Here is a 23,527-nt window from a genome sequence, read left to right on the forward strand (position 1 = left end):
GTCGCGCGCGGGAACGACGAGCTGCAAGTCGTGCGTCGCCGGAAACCTGTCACGTCATCGTGCGCAGGAACCTCAAGCTACAAGATTGACCGTAATCGTAAAAACCACCTCACGTCGTTCCTGCGCACGCAGGAACCCAGCGCCTCGCGTCCGAGGGAGCGACAAAACCCCATCGCAAAAAAAAGCCCGGTTTCCCGGGCTTTTTCGTTTACTGACCGCGCGAAGCCTTCTTGCGATCGTTTTCGGTGAGGTGCTTCTTGCGAAGGCGGATTTCCTTCGGCGTCACCTCGACCAGCTCGTCGTCGTCGATGAAGTCGAGCGCCTGTTCCAGCGTGAACTTCGTGGCCGGGGTCAGCTGGATCGCGTCGTCCTTGCCCGAGGCGCGCATGTTGGTGAGCGGCTTGGGCTTGATCGCATTGACGGTGAGGTCGTTGTCCTTCGCGTGGATACCGATCAGCTGGCCTTCGTACACCGAGTCACCCTCGGCGGCGAACAGCTTGCCGCGCTCCTGGAGCGGGCCGAGCGAGTAGGCCGGGGTGGTGCCCGCGGCGTTCGCGATCATGACGCCGTTCTGGCGCTTGGCGATCGGCGCCGGGGTGTACGGACCGTAGTGCTTGAACACGTGGAACAGCAGGCCCGAACCCTGGGTGAGGGTCTTGAACTGGTTCTGGAAGCCGATGAGGCCGCGGGCCGGGATCTCGTACTCGAGGCGCACGCGACCGTTGCCGTCGGAGACCATGTTCTTGAGATCGCCCTTGCGGATGCCCAGGCGCTCCATCACGCCACCCTGGTGCTGCTCCTCGATGTCGATCACGAGCTCTTCGATCGGCTCCATCTTCTGGCCGTCGATCTCCTTGAGGATGACTTCCGGACGGGACACGGCCAGTTCGTAACCTTCACGGCGCATGTTCTCGATCAGCACCGAGAGGTGCAGTTCGCCACGGCCCGAGACCAGGAACTTGTCGGCGTCGGAGCCGTCTTCCACGCGCAGGGCCACGTTGTGCACCTTCTCGCGGTCGAGGCGCTCGCGCAGCTGGCGGCTGGTGAGGAACTTGCCGCCGGAGAGATCCTTGTGGCCGACGAACGGCGAGTTGTTCACCTGGAAGGTCATGCTGATCATCGGCTCGTCGACGCTCAGCGGCGGCAGCGCCTCGGGCGTGTTCAGATCGGTGACGGTGTCGGAGATGGTCAGCTCGGGGATGCCGGCGATGGCGACGATGTCGCCCGCTTCGGCGGAATCCTGCTCGATGCGCTCCAGGCCGAGGAAGCCAAGCACCTGCACGACCTTGCCCTGGCGCTTCTTGCCTTCGCGGTCGATCACGGCGACCGGCATGCCCTTCTTCAGGGTGCCGCGCTGGATGCGGCCGATGCCGATGACGCCGACGAAGTTGTTGTAGTCGAGCTGGCTGATGCGCATCTGGAAGGGGCCTTCCGGATCCACGTCGGGCTTGGGCGCGTGCTGCATGATCGCTTCATAGAGCGGGGTCATGTCGCCTTCGCGCGCGTTCTCGTCGAGCGAGGCGTAGCCGTTCAGCGCCGAGGCGTAGACGATCGGGAATTCCATCTGCTCGTCGGTGGCGCCGAGCTTGGCGAAGAGATCCCACACCTGCTCGACCACCCACTCCGGACGGGCACCGGGGCGGTCGACCTTGTTGACGACCACGATGGGCTTGAAGCCCATGGCGAAGGCCTTCTGGGTGACGAAGCGCGTCTGCGGCATCGGGCCGTCCATCGCGTCGACCAGGATCAGCACGGTGTCGACCATCGACAGCACGCGCTCCACCTCGCCGCCGAAGTCGGCGTGTCCCGGGGTGTCGACGATGTTGATGCGGTTCTTGACGCCGGTTTTCTTGTCTTCCCAGGTGATGGCCGTGTTCTTGGCCAGGATCGTGATGCCACGTTCCTTTTCCTGGTCGTTCGAATCCATGACGCGCTCGGCGAGCACGGTGCGCTCGTTGAGCGTGCCGGACTGCTTCAGAAGCTGATCGACGAGGGTGGTCTTGCCATGGTCGACGTGAGCGACGATGGCGATGTTGCGCAGGAATTCGATCGACATGCGTTATGCGCCGGCGTGCAGCCGGATCGCCTCTTTGGTTTGGGAAGCCGCCGATTATAAAGGATTTTGGCGACGTTCGCATGACGCGCGGGGCGCGCGACGGCGGGCCCCGCCCGAGGGCTTTTCCTACGGCTCCAGCGGCTGGTCGCGACAGCTCGCCGGCAGGTACTTCGGGTCGATGCCCTCGCCCGAACAGCTCCAGTCGACCCGGCCTTCCTCCACCCGCGGGGTGAGCACGAGTTCGCCCATGTCGAGCTTGGGATCGGCCTTGCGCGGCGGGGTGCCGTCCAGCGACACCACGATCTCGCCGCCCTGGCCGACCGTGACCGCGCCCGCGTAGTCGTTGCCCAGCGTCTCCGGCTTGCCCAGGCCCGCCGCCGCGTTGTTGGCCGGGAAGCGGCCGCTGGCCAGCCGCTTGCGGGCCACGGCCTCCTTCACGGGGTCGGCGGCGGTGAGGGCGCCGGCGACCTGGGCGCGCAGGGTGTAGTTCTGGTACTGCGGCACGGCGATGGCCGCCAGGATCGCTGCGGTGGCCACGGCCCCGGTGCCGCCGGCCTGACCGACCAGCTCGACCGGACTTTGCTCGTAGGTGAACGAGATGCCCAGCGTATCGGCGTCCACTTCCAGCGCCGCCCCGAGCACGCCCTTGTCGGGCAGGCCCAGCGTATGCGCGGCGGGCAGGGCGGCGATGTTCACGTCCGACCCGGTCACGGCGCCGAGCGCCTGGAGGAACTCGATGTACGTGTAATAGGCGTCGCGCTGCGCGCCGTGCGAGGTGGCGGTGAAGCCCAGCAGGGTGCGGGCGCCCGGATAGGCGCGTTGCTTGAACCAGCCGTCGAGGGCCACGTCGGGCTTGGCCGCCACGCGGTCGGCGAGGGCCTGAGGCACCTTCGCCATCACGATCCAGTCGCCGTCCTCGATCCACCAGGTTTTGCTACCCATGCGGTCGATCAACCGCAACAGGCCGCGCGTGCCCTGGTCCGCATCGGGCGGGAGGGTGTCCGCGGCACCGCCGGGCACGGTCAGCCAATGCACGGATGTGCCGCCGACGTCGGCCTCGCCGGTTTTCCAGCCGATGGATGCGTTGCCCTTGACGAAGTCGTACCAGGCCTTGCGGTCGGGCGAGTGCAGGGCGAAGAACAGGCCCGCGTCGTCGGAAAACACCAGCATCTCCGGGCCGAACCACGACAGGTAGCGGGCCGGGTCGAAGTGATACCGCTTGCCGACGCGGGCCAATGCCTCGTGGTAGGCCTTGGCGGCGTGGGGGCCGAAGTCCAGCGTGAGGTTGTTCTCGAAGGTCTTGTAGTGGTCGGCGCTGGGCAGGCTGAGCGTCATCGCCCAACGCGGCTCGCCGGCGCTCTTGATCGTGGGCGCGAACGCGGTGGGCGTGAGGTAGGTCAGCGCGCGTGCCTGCGGCGCATGCACCACGATGCGGAAGGTGCCGCGGCCGTCGACGGTACCACCGCCAAAGGCGACGGCATCGGCCTTGCTGGCGAAGTCGCCGGGCAGCTTGCCCAGCGAGGCGTCGCCCGCCTGCGCCGCGGCGACGCCGCCCAGGCCGCGCACGCTGGCCCACCCGAACAGGCCTTCGCCGGAGGTGTCGATGCGCGATTCCAGGGCGACGAGGGTATCCGGGGCCGCCGCCTGCGAAGGCTTGGCGGCGTCGGCCACGATCTGGTCGAGGGTCTGCTCGCCCGGGGATTCGCGCATGGCCTGCGATATCCACAGGCGGTGTTGCGATACGTCGTAGCGCAGGGTGGCGCCCGACGCGAGCCGGCCGCGGCCTTCGGTATCCAGCGGCGCGGGAAGGATGGGCGTATCGCCCTTGTCGAGCGAAGCGATGCGCGCGTTGAAGGCATCCACGCTGGCGAAGTCGAGCGTCATCGTCGCCACGGCGCGCGAGGCCGGGGAGGGAATGCCCACCGGATCGACCAGCGCTACTTCCACCGGCGAGCGCAGGTCGGACAGCAGCAGGCTCAGCGCGGGCGCGAGCTTGAGGTCGGCCAGTACCTTGTCCTTGCCGATGCCATCGCGAATGGCCGCCACGGCATCGAGATGCGCTTGGGTCGACAGCGCTGCGTCGAGCGGGCGACCGTTCGGCACGCCACCGAGCATGCTCCACGGCGACGGAATGCGCAGGTAGGCCACCGTATGCGCGGGCAGGTGCTGGCGTAGCCATGCGGTAGAGGAGATCGCCGTCTGCGCGGCGGCGACGGCTTTCGGATCGGTGGCGGGCGTGTCGTCCTTCGAATGGCAGGCGGCGAGTCCGAGGGCCACCGCGATCGCGGTGGCGGACAGGACGATGCGACGGGCAATCATTGCGCGTTTTCCCCTGGTGGTTTTCCTTGGATTCGGAGTGTACCTGCGCGCGACCGGCCGCGCGCAGACGATCGGCTCACTCGCTGGCGCGAACGCACGTATCGGTGCGTTTTCCGACGCGAAGAGCGGCGCATCATCGCCACGCGACGACCGGATGCAAGGCGCTGGGCTCCTGCTTTCGCAGGAGCGACGTGAGGTTTTTCTTGCGCAACGATAAATCGTGTAGCTCGTCGCTCGTGCGCTTGGTTGGAAGGGGTTCTCGTGACGGGTTTTGGGTGCATCCTTTGGCGCTGATGGATGTCACCGGATGACCGACCTCGAGGCACTGGGCTCCCGCTCTCGCAGGAGCGATGTGAGGGGTTATATGCACGGCGGTTAATCGTGTAGCTCGTCGCTCCTGCGAGAGCGGGAGCCCAGCGCCTTGAAGTCGGTTTTCGCCCGGCGGTGATGTGCAGCTTTTCGCGCCGATGGCGCGTGGAAACATGCATTCCCGCCAGCGAATGGATCGCTTGCTTGCTTGCGCACCGAGGGTCGAGTCGCGCATCTTCCGTGCATGGATACCTTCGGCGAAGTACGAGTCACCACCCACCGCAACGGCGACGACCTCCTCAGCGCGGGCCTCGGCCTGCGCGGCCTTGCCGGCCTGACGACGCCGTTCGCCAACCCGCTCGCACCGACGGCGGCCGAGCTGCGTCGTCGGGCCATCCAGTCGAACTGGAAAGGGATCGCCGACCTCGGACCGCTGGGTGGCTTCGGCCGTGTCTACGGCGAGGTGCCCGACGTGCCAGGCTGTGAATTCACCGCCTTCGCCTCTCTGCCGGGGGCCCGCGCGTCGCATCGCGTGCTCGTGCAGGTGCCGGACGCATTCGACAAGGCCAGGCGCGTGCTCGTGGTCGCCGCATCGTCGGGCACGCGCGGCATCTACGGCGCCATCGCGCTGGCGGGCAGCTGGGGCCTGCCGAAGGGTTTCGCCGTGGCGTATACCGACAAGGCCGCGGGTTCGGGCTATTTCGACCCGGCGGACGGCACGGGCGTCATGCTCGACGGCACGCGGGCGAAGGTCGGCGATGCGCCGCTCGAATTCGAGCCGAAGAATCTATCCGCCGACACCGGTCTCGCGGCGAAACACGCGCATTCGGGCGACAACCCGGAAGCCGACTGGGGCCGCCACGTGTTGCAGGCCGCGCGCTTTGGCCTCGCCATGCTCGATCGCGCGTTTCCCGACGAAGCGCCTTTCACGGCGGACAACACCACCCTCATCGCCACCGGCCTGTCGAACGGCGGTGGTGCCGTGTTGCGCGCGGCGGGCGAAGACGTCGACGGCATGCTCGATGCGGTGGTGGCGCTGGAGCCGAATATCCACGTGGAAGGATACGGGCGCCCTTTTTACGACTACGCCACCGAGGCGGGGATCCTGTTGGCCGCCGCCCTGGCGGCACCCGAGTTCGACGGCGTGCCGTTCGCACGCATCGGCATGGCCCAGCCGCCCGCATGGGCGTTACGTGGCGCCGCCTTGCGCGCGCACGGACGACTCACCGCGAATACGCCCCAGGGACAGGCCCGCGAGGCCCTGGCGGCGCTCCGCGACAGCGGTTGGCAGGACGATGCGTTGAAGGTGGCCGCATCGACCACCTCCCTCGATTTGTGGCGGACGGTGAACGTGTCCTACGCGTCGGCGTACCTGCGTCGTGGCGCGGGTGACATGCCGTGTGGCTTCGCCTACCGGGTGCAGCCCGTCGGCGGTGCCGCCGCGGTCCGCTCGGCGTGGTGGGCCGAGGGGTCGGGCGTGCCGCCGGGCCCGGGCATCGCGCTCGTCGGCGGCACCGACCTGTCGCTGGACCCGACCTTGCCGGGCCTTCTCTGCCTGCGCGACCTCTGGCTGGGGCAGGGAGCCGATGCGCCCCGCCTGCGCGAGGCCGTGCACGCCACCGCCGTCGCGCTGCCGCGGGTCGAACTGCCGGTGCTGGTGGTGCATGGCGCGCAGGACGGCATGATCCCGGCCGCCTTCAGCTCGGAGCCCTACGTGAAGTGGCTGCGCGCCTCCGGCCGTCGGCCGGTGTTCTGGAAGGTGCCTTATGCGCAGCACTTCGACGCCTTCCTTTCGTTCCAGGATTTTTCGGACCGGCACGCGCCGCTGCTGCCCTTCGGCTTCGCCGCCCTGGACCGCGCGTGGAGCCACCTGAGCGAGGGCCGGGCGCTCCCCGAAGACGCAGCCGTTCGCGACACCCGCCCGCGTGGGCCGGGGCCGTTGACGCCCGATACCCTGGCGTTGCCACTGCCGTGACCCGGTCCTCACGAGATTCCGCTTGAACTCTTGGGGAACGGGCGCCATCTTCGGTAGCCTTTGCGGTCCCCTGGACCGGCCGCCGAAGGCGATCGGCCTGATTTTCAACGAGTTACAGGAATCGAGATGACCATCAACGTCACCATGAAGACCAACAAGGGCGATATCCACCTGCGCCTGCACGACGAGAAGACCCCGATGACGGTGGCCAATTTCGTCAACCTGGCCAAGCGTGGCTATTACGACGGCCTCTCGTTCCACCGCGTCATCGCCGACTTCATGATCCAGGGCGGCTGCCCCGAGGGTTCGGGCCGTGGCGGCCCGGGTTACCGCTTCGGCGACGAGTTCGACGCCAGCCTCAAGCACGACAAGCCGGGCGTCCTGTCGATGGCCAACGCCGGTCCGGGCACCAACGGTTCGCAGTTCTTCATCACCCACGGCCCCACGCCGTGGCTGGACGGCAAGCACAGCGTGTTCGGCGAAATCGTCGGCCCGGAAGACCAGAAGGTGGTCGATGCGATCCGCCAGGACGACACCATCGAGAAGGTGGAGGTGTCCGGCGATGTGGACGCGCTGCTCGAGAAGCAGGCGGCCAACGTGTCGAAGTGGAACGAGACGCTGGACGCTCGCTGAGGCGGGCGGTTCGGTGAGGAAAGCGCCGCCTTCGGGCGGCGTTTTCATGTCCGGGATTCGCCGATCGCATCGGCGATCCGCCGCGAAGCGGCGGCACGCATGCTAAAATGACGGCCTTTGCTCCGTCCCCCAACCCGCCGAGGAACCGATGCCGAAGCTCGCCACGCGAATGGGCCGCGCCAAGCCCAGTGCGATCATGGTCATTGCCGAAAAGGCCAAGCGCCTCAAGGCCGAAGGTCGCGACATCGTGAGCTTTTCCATCGGTGTGCCCAATTTCCTCCCCGGCGAGCACGTCTACGCCGCCGCCCGCGAGGCGCTGGCGAAGGATTCGGGGCAGTACGGCAGCAACCGCGGCACCGACGCGCTGGTGGATGCCTTCCTCAAGCACATCGAAGCGCTGGGGCTCACCGGCTACGGCCGTGCCAACGTCTCCACCGGCATCGGCGCCAAGCACGTGCTCTACAACCTCGCCGAGGCGCTGCTCGACGAAGGCGACGAAATCGTCTTCCCGGCCCCGTACTGGACGAGCTACCTCGACATCGCCGAGATCGTCGGCGCGAAGATCAACATCCTGCCGTGCCCGCCCGAGCAGCACTACAAGCTCACCCCCGCGCAGCTCGAGGAAGCACTTAAGCGCAAGCCGCGCGTGTTCCTCTTCAACAATCCGTCCAATCCCACCGGCATGGTCTACACGCGCGAGGAAATCGCCGCGCTGGCCGACGTGCTGGTGAACTACCCGGACACCTGGATCATCACCGACGACATCTACAACACCATGGTGTTCGACGACGTCGGCTACCACAACTTCGTGCAGTTGCGTCCGGAGCTGAAAGACCGGGTGATCTTCACCGATTCGCTGTCGAAGACCTACGGCATGCCGGGTTGGCGCGTGGGTTTCATCGCCGCGCCCGAAGCGGTGGCCAAGGCGGTCACCACGCTCAACTCCAACCACATCACGAGCCTGCCCGAAGTGATCACCGCCGCGGCCGTCGCCGCGCTGAGCGGGCCGCAGGACATCCCCGCCGCCCGCTGCAAGGAATTCGCGATCAAACGCGATCGCGTCTACGACGCGCTCGTTTCGATCCCCGGCGTGGTCTGCCCGCGTCCGCAGGGCGCGTTCTACGCGTTCCCCGACATCTCCGTGGCGTTCGGCAAAAAGCACAACGGCGTGGAGATCACCTCCGACGTCGATTTCTGCGCCGTGCTGGTCGAGGCCAAGGGCGTGGCCTGCGTGCCGGGCTCCGCGTTCGGCGAGCCGCGTGCGCTGCGCATTTCCTATTCGTGCCCGGACGAGGCGCTCGACAAGGGCATGGCCCGCATCGTCGAGTTCTTCGCCGAGCTTTCCTGATCGCAAGTCCCCAGACAGATCCCCGAGGAGTCGCAAGATGAAAGCACCCGTTCGCGTTGCCGTGACCGGCGCAGCCGGCCAGATCGGCTATGCCCTCCTGTTCCGTATCGCCGCCGGCGACATGCTCGGCCCCGACCAGCCGGTGATCCTGCACCTGCTCGAAATCACCCCGGCACTGCCGGCCCTCCAGGGCGTGGTGATGGAGCTCAACGACTGCGCGTTCCCGACGCTGGCCGGCGTGGTCGCCACCGACGACGTCAACGTCGCCTTCAAGGACGTCGACTACGCGCTGCTCGTCGGCGCGCGTCCGCGTGGCCCGGGCATGGAGCGCAAGGATCTCCTCGAGGCCAACGGCGCCATCTTCGGCCCGCAGGGTAAGGCCCTCAACGACCACGCCAAGCGCGACGTGCGCGTGCTGGTGGTCGGCAACCCGGCCAACACCAACGCCCTGATCGCCCAGCAGAACGCCCCGGACCTCGATCCGAAGTGCTTCACCGCGATGGTCCGCCTCGACCACAACCGCGCGCTGTCGCAGCTGGCCGAGAAGACCGGCACGCATTCCACCGATATCAAGAAGCTCACCATCTGGGGCAACCACAGCTCCACCCAGTACCCCGACCTGCACACGACCACGGTCAAGGGCAAGCCGGCGCTGGAGCAGGTCGACCAGGCCTGGTACGAAGGCGACTTCATTCCCACCGTGCAGCAGCGCGGCGCGGCCATCATCAAGGCGCGCGGCGCCTCGTCGGCCGCTTCGGCCGCCTCGGCCGCCATCGACCACATGCGTGACTGGACCCTGGGCACCGCCGAGGGCGACTGGGTATCGATGGCCATCCCGTCCGACGGTTCCTACGGCATCGAGCCGGGCGTGATCTTCGGCTACCCGGTGACGGTGAAGGACGGCAAGTACGCGATCGTGCAGGGCCTCGAGATCAACGCGTTCTCGCAGGCGCGCATCGACGCCACCCACAAGGAACTGCGCGAAGAGCGCGCCGGCGTGGAGCATCTTTTCGCCAAGTAAGCGGGCGGGGAGGGTTTCATTCGAAGAGGCCGCACCGCGAGGTGCGGCCTTTTTTCGTAGGAGGCGCCGTCGCGACGTCGACGACCTAGGCGCTGGGCTCCTGCGTGCGCAGAGCGACGTCACTCCTGCGAACGCAGGCATCCAGTGCCGTGAAGCTGGTTTTAGCGAGGGCCTGGCTACGGTTCTTGACCGCGCCACGACGCCATGCCATGAACCATTACCCCATGGCCTCCGAAAACAAACTCGTCGTCTACGCCGCCCTGGCTGCCAACGTCGGCATCGCCGTTGCGAAGTTCATTGCCGCCGCGCTCACCGGCAGCTCGGCGATGCTCTCCGAAGGGGTGCATTCCCTCGTGGACAGCATCAACGAGATCCTGCTGCTCTACGGCCTTCGCCGTTCGCACAGGCGTCCGGATCGCGAGCATCCGTTGGGTTATGGGCGCGAACTGTATTTCTGGAGTTTCATCGTGGCCTTGCTGGTGCTGTCGCTCGGCGCCGGCTTTTCCCTATACGAAGGCGTGGGCCGGATACTCGCGCCCGAACCGCTGGGCGACGCCACGACGAATTACCTCGTGCTCGGCATCGCCGCGCTGTTCGAAGGCTCGTCATGGTGGTTGTCGCTCAGGAGCGTTCGCCGGCGGAAAGGGCGCATGACCTATTTCGAGGCGTTCCGCGGTTCCAAGGATCCGACCACCTTTACGGTGCTGTTCGAGGACAGCGCGGCGCTATTGGGTCTCGCGCTGGCCGCGCTGGGCGTGTGGCTGTCCCATGCGACCGGCGACGCGCGCTTCGACGGCTGGGCGTCGGTTGGCATCTCGGTGGTACTGGCGCTGGCCTCGGTGCTGCTGGCGCGCGAGAGCAAGGCCCTGCTCATCGGCGAATCGGCGCATCCACACCTGTTGCAGAAGGTGTGCTCGGTGGTGTCGAAAGTGCCCGGCGTGCTTAGCGTGAACGGCTCGCTGACGCATCAGCTGGGCCCCGACCAGGTCCTGGTCGCCATTTCCACCGAGTTCGAGGATGGCCTTACCACGGCGGATATCGAGGATTGCGTGCGCCGCATGGAGCAGGCGGCCCGCGATGCGAAACTGCCGATCGTGGCCTTGTTCGTGAAACCGCAGACGCCGGAGCGGTGGCGGGAGCGGTTGAGGGAGCTGGATGGCCATGAGGCTTAGGTCACCCGGTGACGGTGCCTGGGTGGGAGCGGACCGTGTCCGCGAACCCTCGGCCTTGCCTGGAGCGAACGAGGCATTGCGATGACCGGGCGGGCGTTTACCGCTCGCAAGATCACTGCATGGCCTCGTTCGCATTAGCTACCCCGAGGGTTCGCGGACACGGTCCGCTCCCACCCCGGGGCTTTCCGACGCTTACGAGTGCTCGCCTTCCTTCGGCGGCGTGCCACGGCCTTCGATGTGGCCGCCGAAGCCCATGCGCATGGCCGAGAGCAGGCGCTCGGCGTAAGTGTGGTCCTGGCGCGAGCGGAAGCGGGCGAACAGGGCGGAGGTGAGCACCTCGGCCGGCACGGCTTCCTCGATGGCGGCGTTGACCGTCCAGCGGCCTTCGCCCGAGTCGTTGACGTAACCGGAGTAGTTGTCCAGCTCGGGACCCTTGGCCAGTGCGCTGGCCGTGAGGTCGAGCAGCCACGACGACACCACGCTGCCGCGACGCCACACCTCGGCGATGTCGGCCATGTCGAGATCGTAACGCTCGCGCTCGGGAAGCTGCGTGCCGTTGCGGTTCTTCAGGATGTCGAAGCCTTCGGCGAACGACTGCATCATGCCGTACTCGATGCCGTTGTGGATCATCTTCACGAAGTGACCCGCGCCGGCCGGACCGGCGTGCATGTAGCCGTTCTCGACGCGCGGATCGCGGCCTTCGCGGCCCTCGGTGCGCGGGATGTCGCCGGCACCCGGGGCGAGGGTCTTGAAGATCGGGTCGAGGTGGTCGACGGTGGGTTTGTCACCGCCGATCATCATGCAGTAACCGCGATCGAGGCCCCACACGCCGCCGGAGGTGCCGACGTCGACATAGTGGATGCCCTTGGTCGCGAGCTCTTCGGCACGGCGGGCGTCGTCCTTGTAGAAGGTATTGCCGCCGTCGATGATGATGTCGTCCTTGCCCAGCAGGCCGGACAGGGTCTGGATGGTGGTCTCGGTGATCTCGCCGGCGGGCAGCATCACCCACACGGCCTTGGGCGAGGGCAGGGCGTCGACGAGGGCCTGGAGCGATTCGACCGCTTCGCCCCCGTCCTTGGCCAGCGCGGCCCGGGCGTCGGCGTTATTGTCGTAGACGACGGTCTGGTGACCGTCCCTCATCAGCCGGCGGGCGATGTTGCCGCCCATGCGGCCCAGACCGATCAAACCGATTTTCATGCGTGGATCCTCGTGATTTCGACGGGGGAGATATGCGGCTGCCGGCGTGGGATGCAAGCGGTGGGAGACCCACGACGGCGGCCAGGGGTGTAATAGTGCGTTCTGGCGGCCGGGAAGTCGAACGTCGCGATCGCCCGGCCGGATCGTCATCCAGGCTTGACGAGGCGTTGAGCGGAGGGGTGGGAGGCTCATCGCTCCCGAAAATCGGAGCACGACATGACCGAACGCCGCCAGGACGATTACGACAAGATCTGGAGCCTCATCAAGGACGCGCGCGTCGCGATGCTCACCAGCGAGCGTGACGGACGCCTCTATAGCCGGCCCATGGTCGCCTCGCAGAAAGGCTTCGACGGCAGCCTGTGGTTCTTCACGCGCAAGAGCTCGCCGAAGGTGGCCGAGGTCGCCGGGCATCACCAGGTCAATGCCGCCTACGCCAACGCCTCCGAGAACAGCTACGTCTCGCTGTCCGGCGCCGCGGTGATGGTGGACGACCGTGCCGCCATCGACGCGCACTGGAACGAGTGGATCAAGACGTGGTTCCCCGACGGCAAGGACGATCCCGACCTGGCCCTTTTGCGAGTCGACGTGGACACCGCCGAATATTGGGATGCGCCGTCGTCGAAGATGGTGATCGCCTTCGATTACCTGAAGGCGCGCATCACGGGCCAGACGCCGGACGTCGGCGACAACCGCAAGGTCGATTTCACCCGCCCCTGACTTTCGGCACGGTTGGGGCGGCGGCGCGGCGGAGGTTAGTCTGCGCTGTCGTCCCACGAGTGCCACCATGAAACCGTCCCTTCGCCTGTTGGCGACCAGCCTTGCGCTGGGCGCTTCGTTCGCCGCTGTTGCGGAAAATTACGATCCGCGCCAGGCATTCGCGCCGTTCGACTATCCCCAGCCCGTCAACGCGTACCGGTCGGGTAGCGGCATGCCCGGCCCGTCGTATTGGCAGAACCGCGCGGACTACGACCTGGCGGCCACGCTCGACCCGGTGAAGAACACCCTGGTCGGCAAGGCGACGATCCGTTACACCAACAACAGCCCCGACGACCTCGACGTGCTGTGGCTGCAATTGGACGAGAACCGTTTTCGCGAGGACGCACGCGGCAATTTCACGGCGGGACATCGCAGCCGCAAGGGCGACGCGGCCGACCGGCACACCGACGGCTACCGCATCGCCACGGTGACGGTCGAGCAGGGCGGCCACGTCGCCAAAGCCAGTTACGTGGTGAGCGACACGCGCATGCAGGTTCGTCTCCCGCAATCGCTGGCCGCGCACGGCGGCAAGGTATCGCTCACCATCGAGTATGCCTACGACCTGCCCGGCGACTTCGGCGGCCGCACCGGATTCGCGCCGTCGAAGAACGGCAACATCTACGAGATGGCCCAGTGGTATCCCCGCATGTGCGTCTACGACGACCTGCGCGGCTGGGACACCGCACCCTACCTCAACAGCGAGTTTTACCTGGAGTACGGCGATTTCGATTACGCGATCACCGTGCCCTCGGACATGATCGTCGCCGGGTCGGGTGAGCTGGTGAATCCCGAGGACGTGCTCACCGCGACGCAGCGCGAGCGCCTGGCGAAGGCGCGTGAGAGCGACGCCACGGTGATGATCCGCACGCCGGCCGAGGTGACCGATCCCTCCAGCCGCCCGAAGAAGGGCGGCACGCTCACCTGGAAATTCAGCATGAAGAACAGCCGCGACGTCGCCTTCGGCGCGTCCACGGCCTATGTGTGGGACGCGGCGCGCATCAACCTGCCCGAGGGCCGCAAGGCGCTGGCCATGTCCGTCTACCCGGTGGAAAGCTCGGGCAAGGCGTCGTGGAATCGCTCCACCGAATACCTGAAGGCATCGGTCGAGCACTTCTCGACGAAGTGGTATCCGTACCCTTACCCGGTGGCCATCAACGAAGGCGGTTCGGCCGCCAGTGGCATGGAGTACCCGGGCATCGTGTTCGACCCGATGAAGGCGTCGCCCAAGGACCTGCACATGGTCACCGCGCACGAGATCGGCCATACCTGGTTCCCGATGATCGTGGGCTCGAACGAGCGTCGCGACGCGTGGATGGACGAAGGCTTCAACACCTTCATCGACGTGTATGAGGCCGATGCCTTCCACCATGGCGAGTTCGCCCCCAAGCGCGACGGCGAATACGCCCCCAAGGGCGGCAACCCCGTGGATGAGATCCTGCCCCTGCTCGCCGACCAGGAAGCGCCACCGCTGCTGATGGGCGCCGACATGGTCAAGGAGAAGTACCGCCACCCGGCCACCTACTTCAAGGGCGCGCTGGGCCTCGTGCTGCTGCGCGAGGAAATCATCGGACCGGAACGGTTCGATCCCGCGTTCCGCAAGTACATCGCCACGTGGGCCTACAAGCACCCCTCGCCGTCGGACTTCTTCCGCCTCATGGAAAGCCAGGCCGGCGAAGATCTCTCGTGGTTTTGGCGCGGCTGGTACGCCAACAACTGGCAGGTGGACCTTGCCGTGACCGGCATCGACGGTTCGACGGTGACCGTCGCCAATCTCGATCGCCTGCCGATGCCCGCCACGTTGCGCGTCACCTTCGATGACAAGAGCACGCGCGACGTCCGCATTCCCGTGGAAACCTGGCAGCAGCACACGAGCTTCGACGTGACCGTGCCGGGCGGGAAGCACGTGGTGGCCGCGACGATCGACCCGGACCACCGCGTGCCCGACCGCGATCGAGTCAACAACAGCTGGCCGCGCTGACTCCGATGGTCGGCCGTGCCGCGCTGTCCAACCTCTTCGCCATCGTCGTCGCGGCGGTGGCGTGGCCGGCCCTCATGTTGCAGTACTGGCTGATCCTCTGGTCGGGTCCGGTGCTGCAGGTGACCGTACGTTATTTCAGTTTCTTTACCATCCTCTCCAACCTGCTCGTCGCCCTGGTGGCCACCGCCGTGGTCACGGGGGGCGACTGGCGTCCGCTCAAGGCGTTGCGCTCGGCGCGCGTGCGCGGCCTGGCCGCTTTGTCGATCACCGTCACCTGGCTGGTCTACATGGTGATCCTGCAGGCGCAATGGCACCCGATGGGGCCGCAGCTGATCGCCGACCGCGCCGTGCATTACGTCGTGCCGGCGCTCTACGTGTTCTGGTGGATGGCGCTGCAGGATCACGGCACGCTGGCCTGGAGCGACGTGCGTCGCTGGCTGGCCTTTCCCCTGGTTTTCGCCGTCTGGACGCTGGTGCGCGGCGCCGTGGTGCATGAATACCCGTATCCGTTCATGAACGTCGACGAGCTCGGCTACGGCCAGGTGCTGATCCATTCGCTCGTGGTGGGCGCGCTATTCGTGCTGCTGGGTGCCGTTTACGTGGCGATCGACCGCCGGCTGGGGCGCCGGGACATGCCGTAGGGCATCGAGCAGGCATAGAATGCCCGCATGATCTATCGCTGGTTCGAATCCCTCATCGACATCTTCCGCGAGGCGCCCGACAGCACCCCGCCGACGAGCGTCGTCCGTTTCTACGCCTATTACCTGCGCCAGGTCTGGAAGATCTTCGCGGTGGCCCTGCTGGTGGGGCTCGCGGTGGCCCTGATCGAGGTGGCGCTGTTCGACTTCCTCGGCCGCGTGGTGGACATGGCGCAGAAGACGCCCGCCGCCGTGTTTTTTTCCACGCACTGGAAAACCCTCGCATGGATGGCCTTCGTGGTGGTGGTGCTGCGGCCCTTTTTCATCGGGCTGCACGATCTGCTGGTCAACCAGACGCTGGCGCCGGGCATGACCAACCTGGTGCGCTGGCAGCACCATCGCTACGTGTTGAAGCAGAGCCTGGCGTTCTTCCAGAACGACTTCGCTGGCCGCATCGCCAACCGCATCATGCAGACCGCGCCCTCGCTGCGCGAATCGGCGGTGCAGGTGGTGGATGCGATGTGGTACGTGAGCGTGTACGCGGGCACGTCGGTGTATCTCTTCGCCAAGGCCGACGTGTGGCTGGCCCTGCCGCTGGTGCTGTGGATCGCGGGCTACGTCGCGATGCTGGCGTTCTTCGTGCCACGCGTGAAGGAGCGTTCCTGGCACGCGTCCGAGGCCCGCTCCAAGCTGATGGGGCGTATCGTCGACGGTTACAGCAACATCATGACGCTGAAGCTCTTCGCGCACACGAATCGCGAGGAAGCCTATGCGCGGGAGGCCATGAGCGAACAGACGGGCAAGGTGCGCGTGCAGAACCGCATGATCACCTCGATGGACGTGTCCATCACCTCGCTCAACGGCCTGCTCATCGCCGGTACGAGCGCGTTGGCGCTGTGGCTGTGGGTGCGTGGCACGGTATCCACGGGGCAGGTGGCGCTGGCCGTGGGCCTGGTGATCCGCATCAACAACATGTCCGGCTGGATCATGTGGGTGGTGAACGGCATCTTCGACAACGTGGGTACGGTGCAGGACGGCATCACCACGATTTCGCGCGAACGCACCGTGGTCGACCGTGTCGATGCGCAGCCCTTGCGAGTGGCGAAGGGGGAGGTCCGGTTCGAGGACATCCATTTCCACTACGGCAAGGCCGGCGGCGTCATCGGCGGGCTCGACCTCGTGGTGCGGCCGGGGGAGAAGATCGGGCTGGTGGGACCGTCGGGCGCGGGTAAGTCCACGCTGGTGAACGTGATGCTGCGCCTGTATGACCTCGAGGGTGGGCATATCCGCATCGACGGCCAGGACATCGCCGAGGTCACCCAGGAGTCGTTGCGCTCGCAGATCGGCGTGGTCACGCAGGACACCTCGCTGCTGCACCGCTCCATTCGCGACAACCTGCTTTACGGCCGTCCCGACGCGAGCGAGGCCGAGTTGCTCGACGCCGTGCGCAAGGCGCGTGCCGACGAATTCATCCCCGGCCTGTCCGACGGGGAGGGGCGCAGGGGGTTCGATGCCCACGCGGGAGAGCGCGGGGTGAAGCTCTCCGGGGGCCAGCGCCAGCGTATCGCCATTGCGCGCGTGCTGTTGAAGGATGCGCCGATCCTCGTCCTCGACGAAGCGACCTCGGCGCTGGATTCCGAAGCCGAGGCCGCCATCCAGGAAAGCCTCGAAACGCTCATGCAGGGCAAGACGGTGATCGCCATCGCGCATCGCCTGTCCACGATCGCGCGCATGGATCGTCTGGTGGTAATGGAGAAGGGCGCCATCGTGGAGACCGGCACCCACGCCGAGCTGATCGAGCACGGTGGGCTGTACGCGCGGTTGTGGGCGCACCAGACGGGTGGCTTCGTCGGGGTGGAGTAGAGCCGATGTAGCGCATGGCCTTGCCGGGAGGGGAGGGGAGGGGCGGGGTTCCTGCTTGTACAGGAGCGACGAGCTTCGAGATTCACCGTCGCGGGCGAAGAACCTCACGTTGCTCCTGCGAAAGCAGGGATCCAGTGCGGTGCGACTGGTCGGGCCTCACCCTCTCGGCTCGACGGCTTCCCGCTCGATCCACCCGATGAACGCCTGCGCCGCCGCGGTCGGCTGCCTGTTGGATGGATGCACCACGTAATACGCGTACCGCGTCGGCAACGTCGGCCCCGGCAGGCGAACCAGTCGCCCATCCGCCAGGTGTGCCGCCGACAGGCGCGTACGCGCCAACACGGCGCCCAGCCCGACCGCCGCGGCGTTGAGGCTGTCCGCCGAGTCGCTCAGCGTGTGCACCGTGCCGCCGCGCGGATAGCGCACGCCCGCGGCGCGAAACCATTCGCGCCACCCTTCCGGGGAAATGTCGGCGAGCAGCGGCAGCTTGCTCACGTCGTCCACGGTGTCCACCCCGGCGGCGAGCTCCGGCGATGCCACCGGTTGCAGCGAATCGTCCATGAGGAAACGCGAGGTGAGCCCGGCCCACTGGCCGAGCCCGTAGCGGATGCCGAGGTCGGGACCGCCTTCCTCGAAACGGATGAGCGAGCGGTCGGTGTCGATGGACAGTCTTACCGTGGGATGGGCCTCGGTGAAACGCCGGAGCCGCGGCGTGAGCCAGTTGGCTCCGAACGACGGCAATACGCTGATCCGCACGCCATTGGCGCGACGGTGCTGGCGCAGGCTGTCGAGCACCGATTCCACCTCGGCCAGGGCCGAGCCGGCGGCATCGGCCAGCAGGCGGCCCTCGGGCGTCAGGGCGACACCGCGGGCATGGCGCTGGAACAGGCTGACACCCAGGGCGGACTCCAGCTTGCGCACGTGGTGGCTCACGGCGCTGGCCGTGAGGTGCAGTTCTTCGGCGGCGTGCGCGAAGTTCTGGTGGCGGGCGGCCGAGGTGAAGGCGGCGAGGGCGGGAAGAAGGGCGGAACGCATGGGAGGGATGAATGGAATGAGAGGCTGGCTTGCAAAGAATGCGCTTGTGAAGCGCAAGGTTCCAGCCACAATGACGATCAGCCACAAACGAGGTTCGCATGTCCACGGTCCCCGCCGATCCCATTCTCCAGACCCCCGCGCGTGACTGGCGCACCGGCGCCGAGCTGGTGGCCCTGGGTGCCATCTGGGGAGGGTCGTTCCTTTTCATGCGCGTCGCCGCGAACGATTTCGGTCCGTTTCCCATGGTGGCCACGCGGCTGCTGTTCGGTTCGGTGATCCTGCTGCCGCTGTTGTGGCGCGCGCGGGCGAGCATCCGCGTGCCGCACCTGTGGAAGATGCTGGCGCTGGGCGCCTTGAGCGCGGCGATTCCCTTCACCCTGTTCGCCTGGGGTGCCGAGCGCGCGCCGGCCGGTATCGGTGCCATCGCCAACAGCATGACCGTGCTCTTCGCGGCGTTGGTGGCCTTCGTCGGCTTCGGCGAGAAGATCGGCACGCGCAAGGCCATCGCCCTCGTGGCCGGTTTCGTCGGCGTGGTGATCCTCGCCAGCGGCCGCACCTCGGGCGACAACGTGGCCCTGGCTGCGCTGGCCGGCGCCGCCGCGTCGTTCTGCTACGGCCTCGCCGCCAACCTCATCAAGAAGTACCTGTCCGACATCGCCCCCACGGCGGTGGCGGCCGGATGCCTGCTGGGTGCCACGATCCTCACCGCGCCGCTGGCCGCGCTGACCTGGCCCGAGGCGCCGATCCCGGCGAAGTCGTGGGCCTGCGTGGTGGCGCTGGGCGTGCTCTCCACGGGCCTGGCCTACGCCTTCTATTTCCGGCTCATCCAACGCATCGGCGCTTCGCGTGCAGCGACGGCCACCTACCTCGTGCCGCTGTTCGGCGTGGCCTGGGCCTGGATGTTCCTCGGCGAGGCGTTGACGCCCAGCATGGCCCTGGCCGGGGCCATCATCCTGGGCAGCGTCATCTTCAGCCAGAAAAGCAAGGGCTGAGAGGGCTCTTTCCCCTGTGGGCGCGGCGTGGAATAGTCGCCGCTTCCGTTGCTTCGCACAGGGGATATCCATGACGCGACTCCGCTACCTCCTCGCCTTCGGCGTCACCAGCTTCGTGTTCGGCCTGGCCGCGCAGGCCCAGGACGCCCCCGCGACGCCGCCCGCGGCGACGGCGGCAAGCCCCACGGCACTGGCCGACTTCGCGGCCTACGTGGACGCCACCCGCAAGCAGTTCGACGTACCGGGCATCGCCGTGGCCATCGTCAAGGACGGGCGCGTGGTGATGGAAATGGGCTCGGGGGTGCGCAAGCTGGGCGATCCGGCGAAGGTGGATGCGCATACGCAATTCGCCATCGCGTCGAACACCAAGGCATTCACGGCGGCCTCGCTGGCGATCCTCGCCGACGAGAAGAAGCTCGACATGAACGACCGCGTGGTCGACAGGCTGCCGTGGTTCCAGATGTCCGACCCTTACGTCACCCGCGAAATGCGCATCCGCGACCTGCTGGCGCATCGCAGCGGCCTGAGCCTGGGTGCGGGCGACCTGCTGTACTGGCCCGCCACCACCTATACCACCGAGGAAGTCGTGCAGCGCCTGCGTCACGTGCCGCTGACCAACAGCTTCCGCGCCGAGTACGCCTACGACAACATCCTGTTCGCGGTGGCCGGGCTGGTCATCGAGAAGGTTTCGGGCCTGCCCTATGCCGAGTTCGTGCGCCAGCGCATCTTCACTCCGCTGGGCATGACCGAATCGCGTATCAACGCACCCGAGCGCATCGGCCCGAGCGACGACGTGGCCATGGGCCACGCCAAGTTCAACTTCAAGGACCTGAAGCCGGTCGAGCCGATGTCGTGGCGCAACAACGAAGCGGCCGGCGGCATTTACGCCAGCGTGCACGACCTGGCCAAATGGATGAACGCGCAGCTGGCGGGCGGCACCTACACCGACGCGGCCGGCAAGGAACAGCGCCTGTTCTCGGCCGCGCGCCAGAACGAGATGTGGTCGCTGCTCACGCCCATCCATATCCCCGAGCCGAGCGTGCCCGAACTCAAGGCGACCAAGCCCAATTTCTCGGGCTACGGCGAAGGCTGGTTCGTGTCCGATTACCGCGGCCACAAGCTGGTGTGGCATACCGGCGGTTGGCCCGGCATGGTGTCGCGCCTGACCCTCGTGCCCGACCTCAAGCTCGGCATCGTGGTGCTCACCAACCAGGAAAGCGGCGCCGCCTTCCAGGCGGTGACGATGCGCGCGCTCGATGCGTACCTGGACGCGCCGAAGACCGACTGGATCGCCGCCTACGCGGCGGCCGTGAAGAAGTCGCAGGCCAACGCCGACGACAGCATGAAGAAGCACGAGGCGGCCCGCGCGAAGGGTGCCAAGCCATCGTTGCCGCTTGACGGTTACGTGGGCACCTACCGCGATCCGTGGTACGGCGACGTGGTGGTGGAGAAGCAGGGCGGCAAGCTGACGATGCGCTTCGCGAAGACGGCCCAGCTCACCGGCACGCTCGACCCGTGGCAGCACGACACCTTCATCGCGCACTGGAACGACCGCTCGCTCAACGGCGACGCTTTCGTGAACTTCGCGCTCGATCCCGACGGCAAGGTGCGCGAGGTGCGCATGGAACCGGTCTCGCCGCTGACGGACTTCAGTTTCGACTTCCAGGACCTGCGCCTGGCACCGGTCGAGAGCCGGAACTGAAAGACGCCGCTCTTGCTCGGTAGGAGCCGATTCCTCGGCGCTGTCAAACCGTCCTGCGGCGTGCATCGCCGCTGAAGCGGCTCCTGCCGGGCAAGGTGTGTCCTTTAGCTCGCGCCATCCGGCTCGGTGGACGCCCCCGGCGCCACGGGCTCCGAAGGCACCGACCGCAACACCATGTCCTGCGGCCGCAACAAGGGAATGTTCGCCTCGCGCAGCCGCGCGATGATGTCGAACAGCAGGTCGCTCTTCACGCCGCCGGCGTCGCGCGGGCTGCCCACGTAGCAGATCGCCATGAAGGTCATCGCCGTGTGGTCGATGTTGTCGAGCAACACCAACGGCGCGGGCGCATCCGCCACCGACGCGTGGTCGTGCATCGCCGCCAGCATATGCTCGCGGGCCACCACCGGATCGGTATCCAGCGGCATCGGCAGCTTAATCAGCACGCGCCCCTGCGGATTGGACATGGTCATGTTGCGCACGGGCTTGGTGATGAACGACGAGTTCGGCACGATGATCGTCGAACGGTCGGCCACCTGGATCTCGGTGGCACGCACGTTGATCCGGCGGATGTCGCCCTCGGCATCGTCGAGCACCACCCAGTCGCCGACCTTCACCGGCCGCTCCGCCAACAGGATCAGGCCCGAAATGAAGTTCTGCACGATCGCCTGCAAGCCGAAGCCGATACCCACCGACAGGGCCGAGGCCACCCAGGCGATGTTCTGCACCGAAAGGCCCATCGCGAGCAGCGCGATCGCCACTACGATCACCACGCCCACGTAACCGAGCAGGGTGGTGAGCGAACTGCGCATGCCCGGGTCGAGGTCCGTGCGCGGCAGGTACTGGTCGGACATCCAGTTCTTCACCACGCGCACGGCGAGCAGGCCGAGGAAGAACATGCCGATCGCGGTGAGCACGCGTTCGGGCTGCATCTTCACGCCGTAGATTTCCAGCGATTGCAGCTTGCCGCCCAGGGCGATCACGTCGGTGGCATCCGCGCCGATGCCCTTCATCACGGCGGTGAGGCCGAACAGGAAAAGCGCCAGCCGCGCCACGCCGGACAGCAGCACGCCGGCCTGGTCGAGCAGCTTCGGATCCATGCCGAACACGGCTTGCGCGCGGGCGCTCATCGGTCCCTTTTCCGACAGCAGCGTTTCGAAGAGATCGTCGACCAGGCGCATGGCGAGGTACGTGGCCGCGATCACGATCACGGTCCAGACGAGGCGGGTGGCAAGGAAGGCGGCGAACGCGATGTAGCCGGTCAGCAGGGCCAGCCACGACGTGACGATGGCGATCCAGGCGGCCACGATGAACAGGCTGGCCCATACCGGCCGCGGCGGTGGCGGGGTGCCGTCGGTGGCGTGGCGATGCGCGCGGCTCAGGCGGGCCAGGGCCACGGCCATGATGACCGTGAGCACCACCGCCTGCAGGCTGCTGGTGGCGACCGTCGCGGCGAGGCTGGATCCCGCGGTGCGGTCGAACGTGTGCAGGAACTGGAACAGCACCACGGACAGCGACAACAGCATCGGGAAGCGGCGCAGGTGCAGCGCGGTCTCGTCCGAGAGCGGCGGCAGCCGCCATGACGGCCGTTTCGCGGAAATCAGCGCGCGTCCGAGGCCGGCGATGAAAGCGCCGAAGAACACCTGCCGCACGATGCCCAGCGCAAGTGCGTTGGTGTCGTCGCTGAAGGTGTCGTTCCAGTTCAGGCCCAGGTAGATGAGTTGCGTACCCATCCCGGTGGTGAGCGTGGAGGTGAGCGCGATGCCCACGATCAGTGCCGAACGGCGCAGGCGGCCCGGGGGCATGCGATTGGCGGTGAGCTCCCGGGCGCGATGCTCCAGATAGAAGCGCACCCCGGTCATCAGCAGCAGGCCGAAGATCGCGCAGGCCACCAGCGCCGTGCGGCTGCCGCGAGCCCAACTGGCGGTGATGTCGTCACGTACGCCCTGAACGACGTCGCGCATGTTGGCGTAATCGCGGGGGAAGGCCGTGGCCGGCTCCGACCAGAACGCGCGCGACAGCGGCGAGTGCGTGCGCTTGGCGATCAGCTCCTGGAAACGGATGCGGCGCAGGTCGGAAAGCTGGTTGCCGGTCTGCTGGGCCTCCAGCGCGATACCGTCGATCTGCTTGATCTGCGCGTCGACGGCGTCGAAGGCCTTCTGGGCGTCCTTGCGCGCGGCCGCCAGTTCGGGTGCCTCATGGGCCCCGGCGGCGGGCGGGGGGCCGAGCTGGTCGAGCCGGGCCTTGGCGGCATCACGGTTCGGCTGCAGCGCGGCCGATACCTTTTGCGCTTTCCCGGCGATGTCGGTGGCGTTCCCGCGCAGGTCGTCGATGGCGGCATCGTCGATGTTGTCGGCCTTCATCGCCTTCTCGACCTGGTCGAGCTGGCCCCTCAGGTCGTCGATCTGCTGGGCGGGCGTGGGAGCGTCGGTGCCTTGGGCGAACGCGACCCCGGTCAGGGCCAGGAGCAGAACGGTTAGGATTATTCTTAAGGAGCGCATGCGAGGATGATCGAAGGCAGGCCGGAACAGGTCAA

General features: G+C 67.0%; 16 protein-coding genes. 11 read left to right on the plus strand and 5 right to left on the minus strand.

What is annotated here, in order from left to right; genetic code table 11:
- Positions 1-208: 208 nt before the first annotated feature.
- On the minus strand, positions 209-2,056 hold the full coding sequence (gene typA, locus JNG39_RS03355; RefSeq protein WP_247374303.1) for a translational GTPase TypA: 1,848 nt from the start codon (positions 2,054-2,056) through the stop codon (positions 209-211).
- Between the two features lie 126 nt (positions 2,057-2,182).
- A complete protein-coding gene (locus JNG39_RS03360) occupies positions 2,183-4,375 on the minus strand; it encodes a pilin (RefSeq protein WP_368309662.1) in 2,193 nt (730 codons plus the stop codon).
- A gap of 553 nt (positions 4,376-4,928) precedes the next feature.
- On the opposite strand from JNG39_RS03360, the gene JNG39_RS03365 reads away from it, so the two are divergent.
- From JNG39_RS03365 to JNG39_RS03385, 5 genes are all read left to right on the plus strand, one after another.
- Positions 4,929-6,659: a 3-hydroxybutyrate oligomer hydrolase family protein gene (locus tag JNG39_RS03365; RefSeq protein ID WP_368309663.1), complete on the plus strand. Its 1,731-nt coding sequence runs from the start codon at positions 4,929-4,931 to the stop codon at positions 6,657-6,659.
- 126 nt (positions 6,660-6,785) lie between these two features.
- Complete coding sequence (locus tag JNG39_RS03370; RefSeq protein WP_144910614.1) at positions 6,786-7,292, plus strand: peptidylprolyl isomerase; 507 nt, start codon at positions 6,786-6,788, stop codon at positions 7,290-7,292.
- Positions 7,293-7,440: 148 nt separating this feature from the next.
- Positions 7,441-8,640 carry a pyridoxal phosphate-dependent aminotransferase gene (locus tag JNG39_RS03375; RefSeq protein WP_368309665.1) on the plus strand — a complete coding sequence of 400 codons (1,200 nt, stop codon included), beginning with the start codon at positions 7,441-7,443 and terminating at the stop codon, positions 8,638-8,640.
- A gap of 37 nt (positions 8,641-8,677) precedes the next feature.
- Positions 8,678-9,661 carry a malate dehydrogenase gene (locus JNG39_RS03380; RefSeq protein ID WP_368309666.1) on the plus strand — a complete coding sequence of 328 codons (984 nt, stop codon included), beginning with the start codon at positions 8,678-8,680 and terminating at the stop codon, positions 9,659-9,661.
- Between the two features lie 209 nt (positions 9,662-9,870).
- On the plus strand, positions 9,871-10,833 hold the full coding sequence (locus JNG39_RS03385; RefSeq protein WP_368309667.1) for a cation diffusion facilitator family transporter: 963 nt from the start codon (positions 9,871-9,873) through the stop codon (positions 10,831-10,833).
- 192 nt (positions 10,834-11,025) lie between these two features.
- Here JNG39_RS03385 and gnd read toward each other — a convergent pair whose 3' ends face one another.
- Positions 11,026-12,030 (minus strand): phosphogluconate dehydrogenase (NAD(+)-dependent, decarboxylating), encoded by a 1,005-nt coding sequence (gene gnd / locus JNG39_RS03390; protein ID WP_368309668.1) that lies wholly within the window; start codon positions 12,028-12,030, stop codon positions 11,026-11,028.
- A gap of 216 nt (positions 12,031-12,246) precedes the next feature.
- Here gnd and JNG39_RS03395 point away from each other — a divergent pair, with 216 nt between their 5' ends.
- The 4 genes from JNG39_RS03395 (at position 12,247) to JNG39_RS03410 (ending at position 17,265) form a co-directional block, all read left to right on the plus strand.
- On the plus strand, positions 12,247-12,747 hold the full coding sequence (locus JNG39_RS03395; RefSeq protein ID WP_368309669.1) for a pyridoxamine 5'-phosphate oxidase family protein: 501 nt from the start codon (positions 12,247-12,249) through the stop codon (positions 12,745-12,747).
- A gap of 67 nt (positions 12,748-12,814) precedes the next feature.
- Positions 12,815-14,764, plus strand: coding sequence for a M1 family metallopeptidase (locus JNG39_RS03400; protein ID WP_368309671.1), 1,950 nt, complete (start codon positions 12,815-12,817; stop codon positions 14,762-14,764).
- Positions 14,765-14,769: 5 nt separating this feature from the next.
- Positions 14,770-15,405 carry a Pr6Pr family membrane protein gene (locus JNG39_RS03405; RefSeq protein ID WP_368309673.1) on the plus strand — a complete coding sequence of 212 codons (636 nt, stop codon included), beginning with the start codon at positions 14,770-14,772 and terminating at the stop codon, positions 15,403-15,405.
- 30 nt (positions 15,406-15,435) lie between these two features.
- Positions 15,436-17,265: an ABC transporter ATP-binding protein gene (locus tag JNG39_RS03410; RefSeq protein ID WP_368310803.1), complete on the plus strand. Its 1,830-nt coding sequence runs from the start codon at positions 15,436-15,438 to the stop codon at positions 17,263-17,265.
- 156 nt (positions 17,266-17,421) lie between these two features.
- Here the strand turns inward: JNG39_RS03410 and JNG39_RS03415 are convergent, their stop codons facing one another.
- Positions 17,422-18,300, minus strand: a complete 879-nt coding sequence (locus tag JNG39_RS03415) for a LysR substrate-binding domain-containing protein (RefSeq protein WP_368309674.1) — start codon at positions 18,298-18,300, stop codon at positions 17,422-17,424.
- Between the two features lie 98 nt (positions 18,301-18,398).
- Here JNG39_RS03415 and JNG39_RS03420 point away from each other — a divergent pair, with 98 nt between their 5' ends.
- Together JNG39_RS03420 and JNG39_RS03425 are read left to right on the plus strand one after the other, a co-directional pair.
- Positions 18,399-19,292 carry a DMT family transporter gene (locus JNG39_RS03420; RefSeq protein ID WP_368309675.1) on the plus strand — a complete coding sequence of 298 codons (894 nt, stop codon included), beginning with the start codon at positions 18,399-18,401 and terminating at the stop codon, positions 19,290-19,292.
- Between the two features lie 70 nt (positions 19,293-19,362).
- Positions 19,363-20,994, plus strand: a complete 1,632-nt coding sequence (locus tag JNG39_RS03425) for a serine hydrolase (protein WP_368309676.1) — start codon at positions 19,363-19,365, stop codon at positions 20,992-20,994.
- Positions 20,995-21,098: 104 nt separating this feature from the next.
- Here the strand turns inward: JNG39_RS03425 and JNG39_RS03430 are convergent, their stop codons facing one another.
- Positions 21,099-23,492 carry a DUF3772 domain-containing protein gene (locus tag JNG39_RS03430; RefSeq protein WP_368309677.1) on the minus strand — a complete coding sequence of 798 codons (2,394 nt, stop codon included), beginning with the start codon at positions 23,490-23,492 and terminating at the stop codon, positions 21,099-21,101.
- Positions 23,493-23,527: the final 35 nt, after the last annotated feature.

The sequence above is a fragment of the Luteibacter sp. CQ10 genome (assembly GCF_040900725.1).
In the GTDB taxonomy this organism is placed as follows: Bacteria; Pseudomonadota; Gammaproteobacteria; order Xanthomonadales; family Rhodanobacteraceae; genus Luteibacter.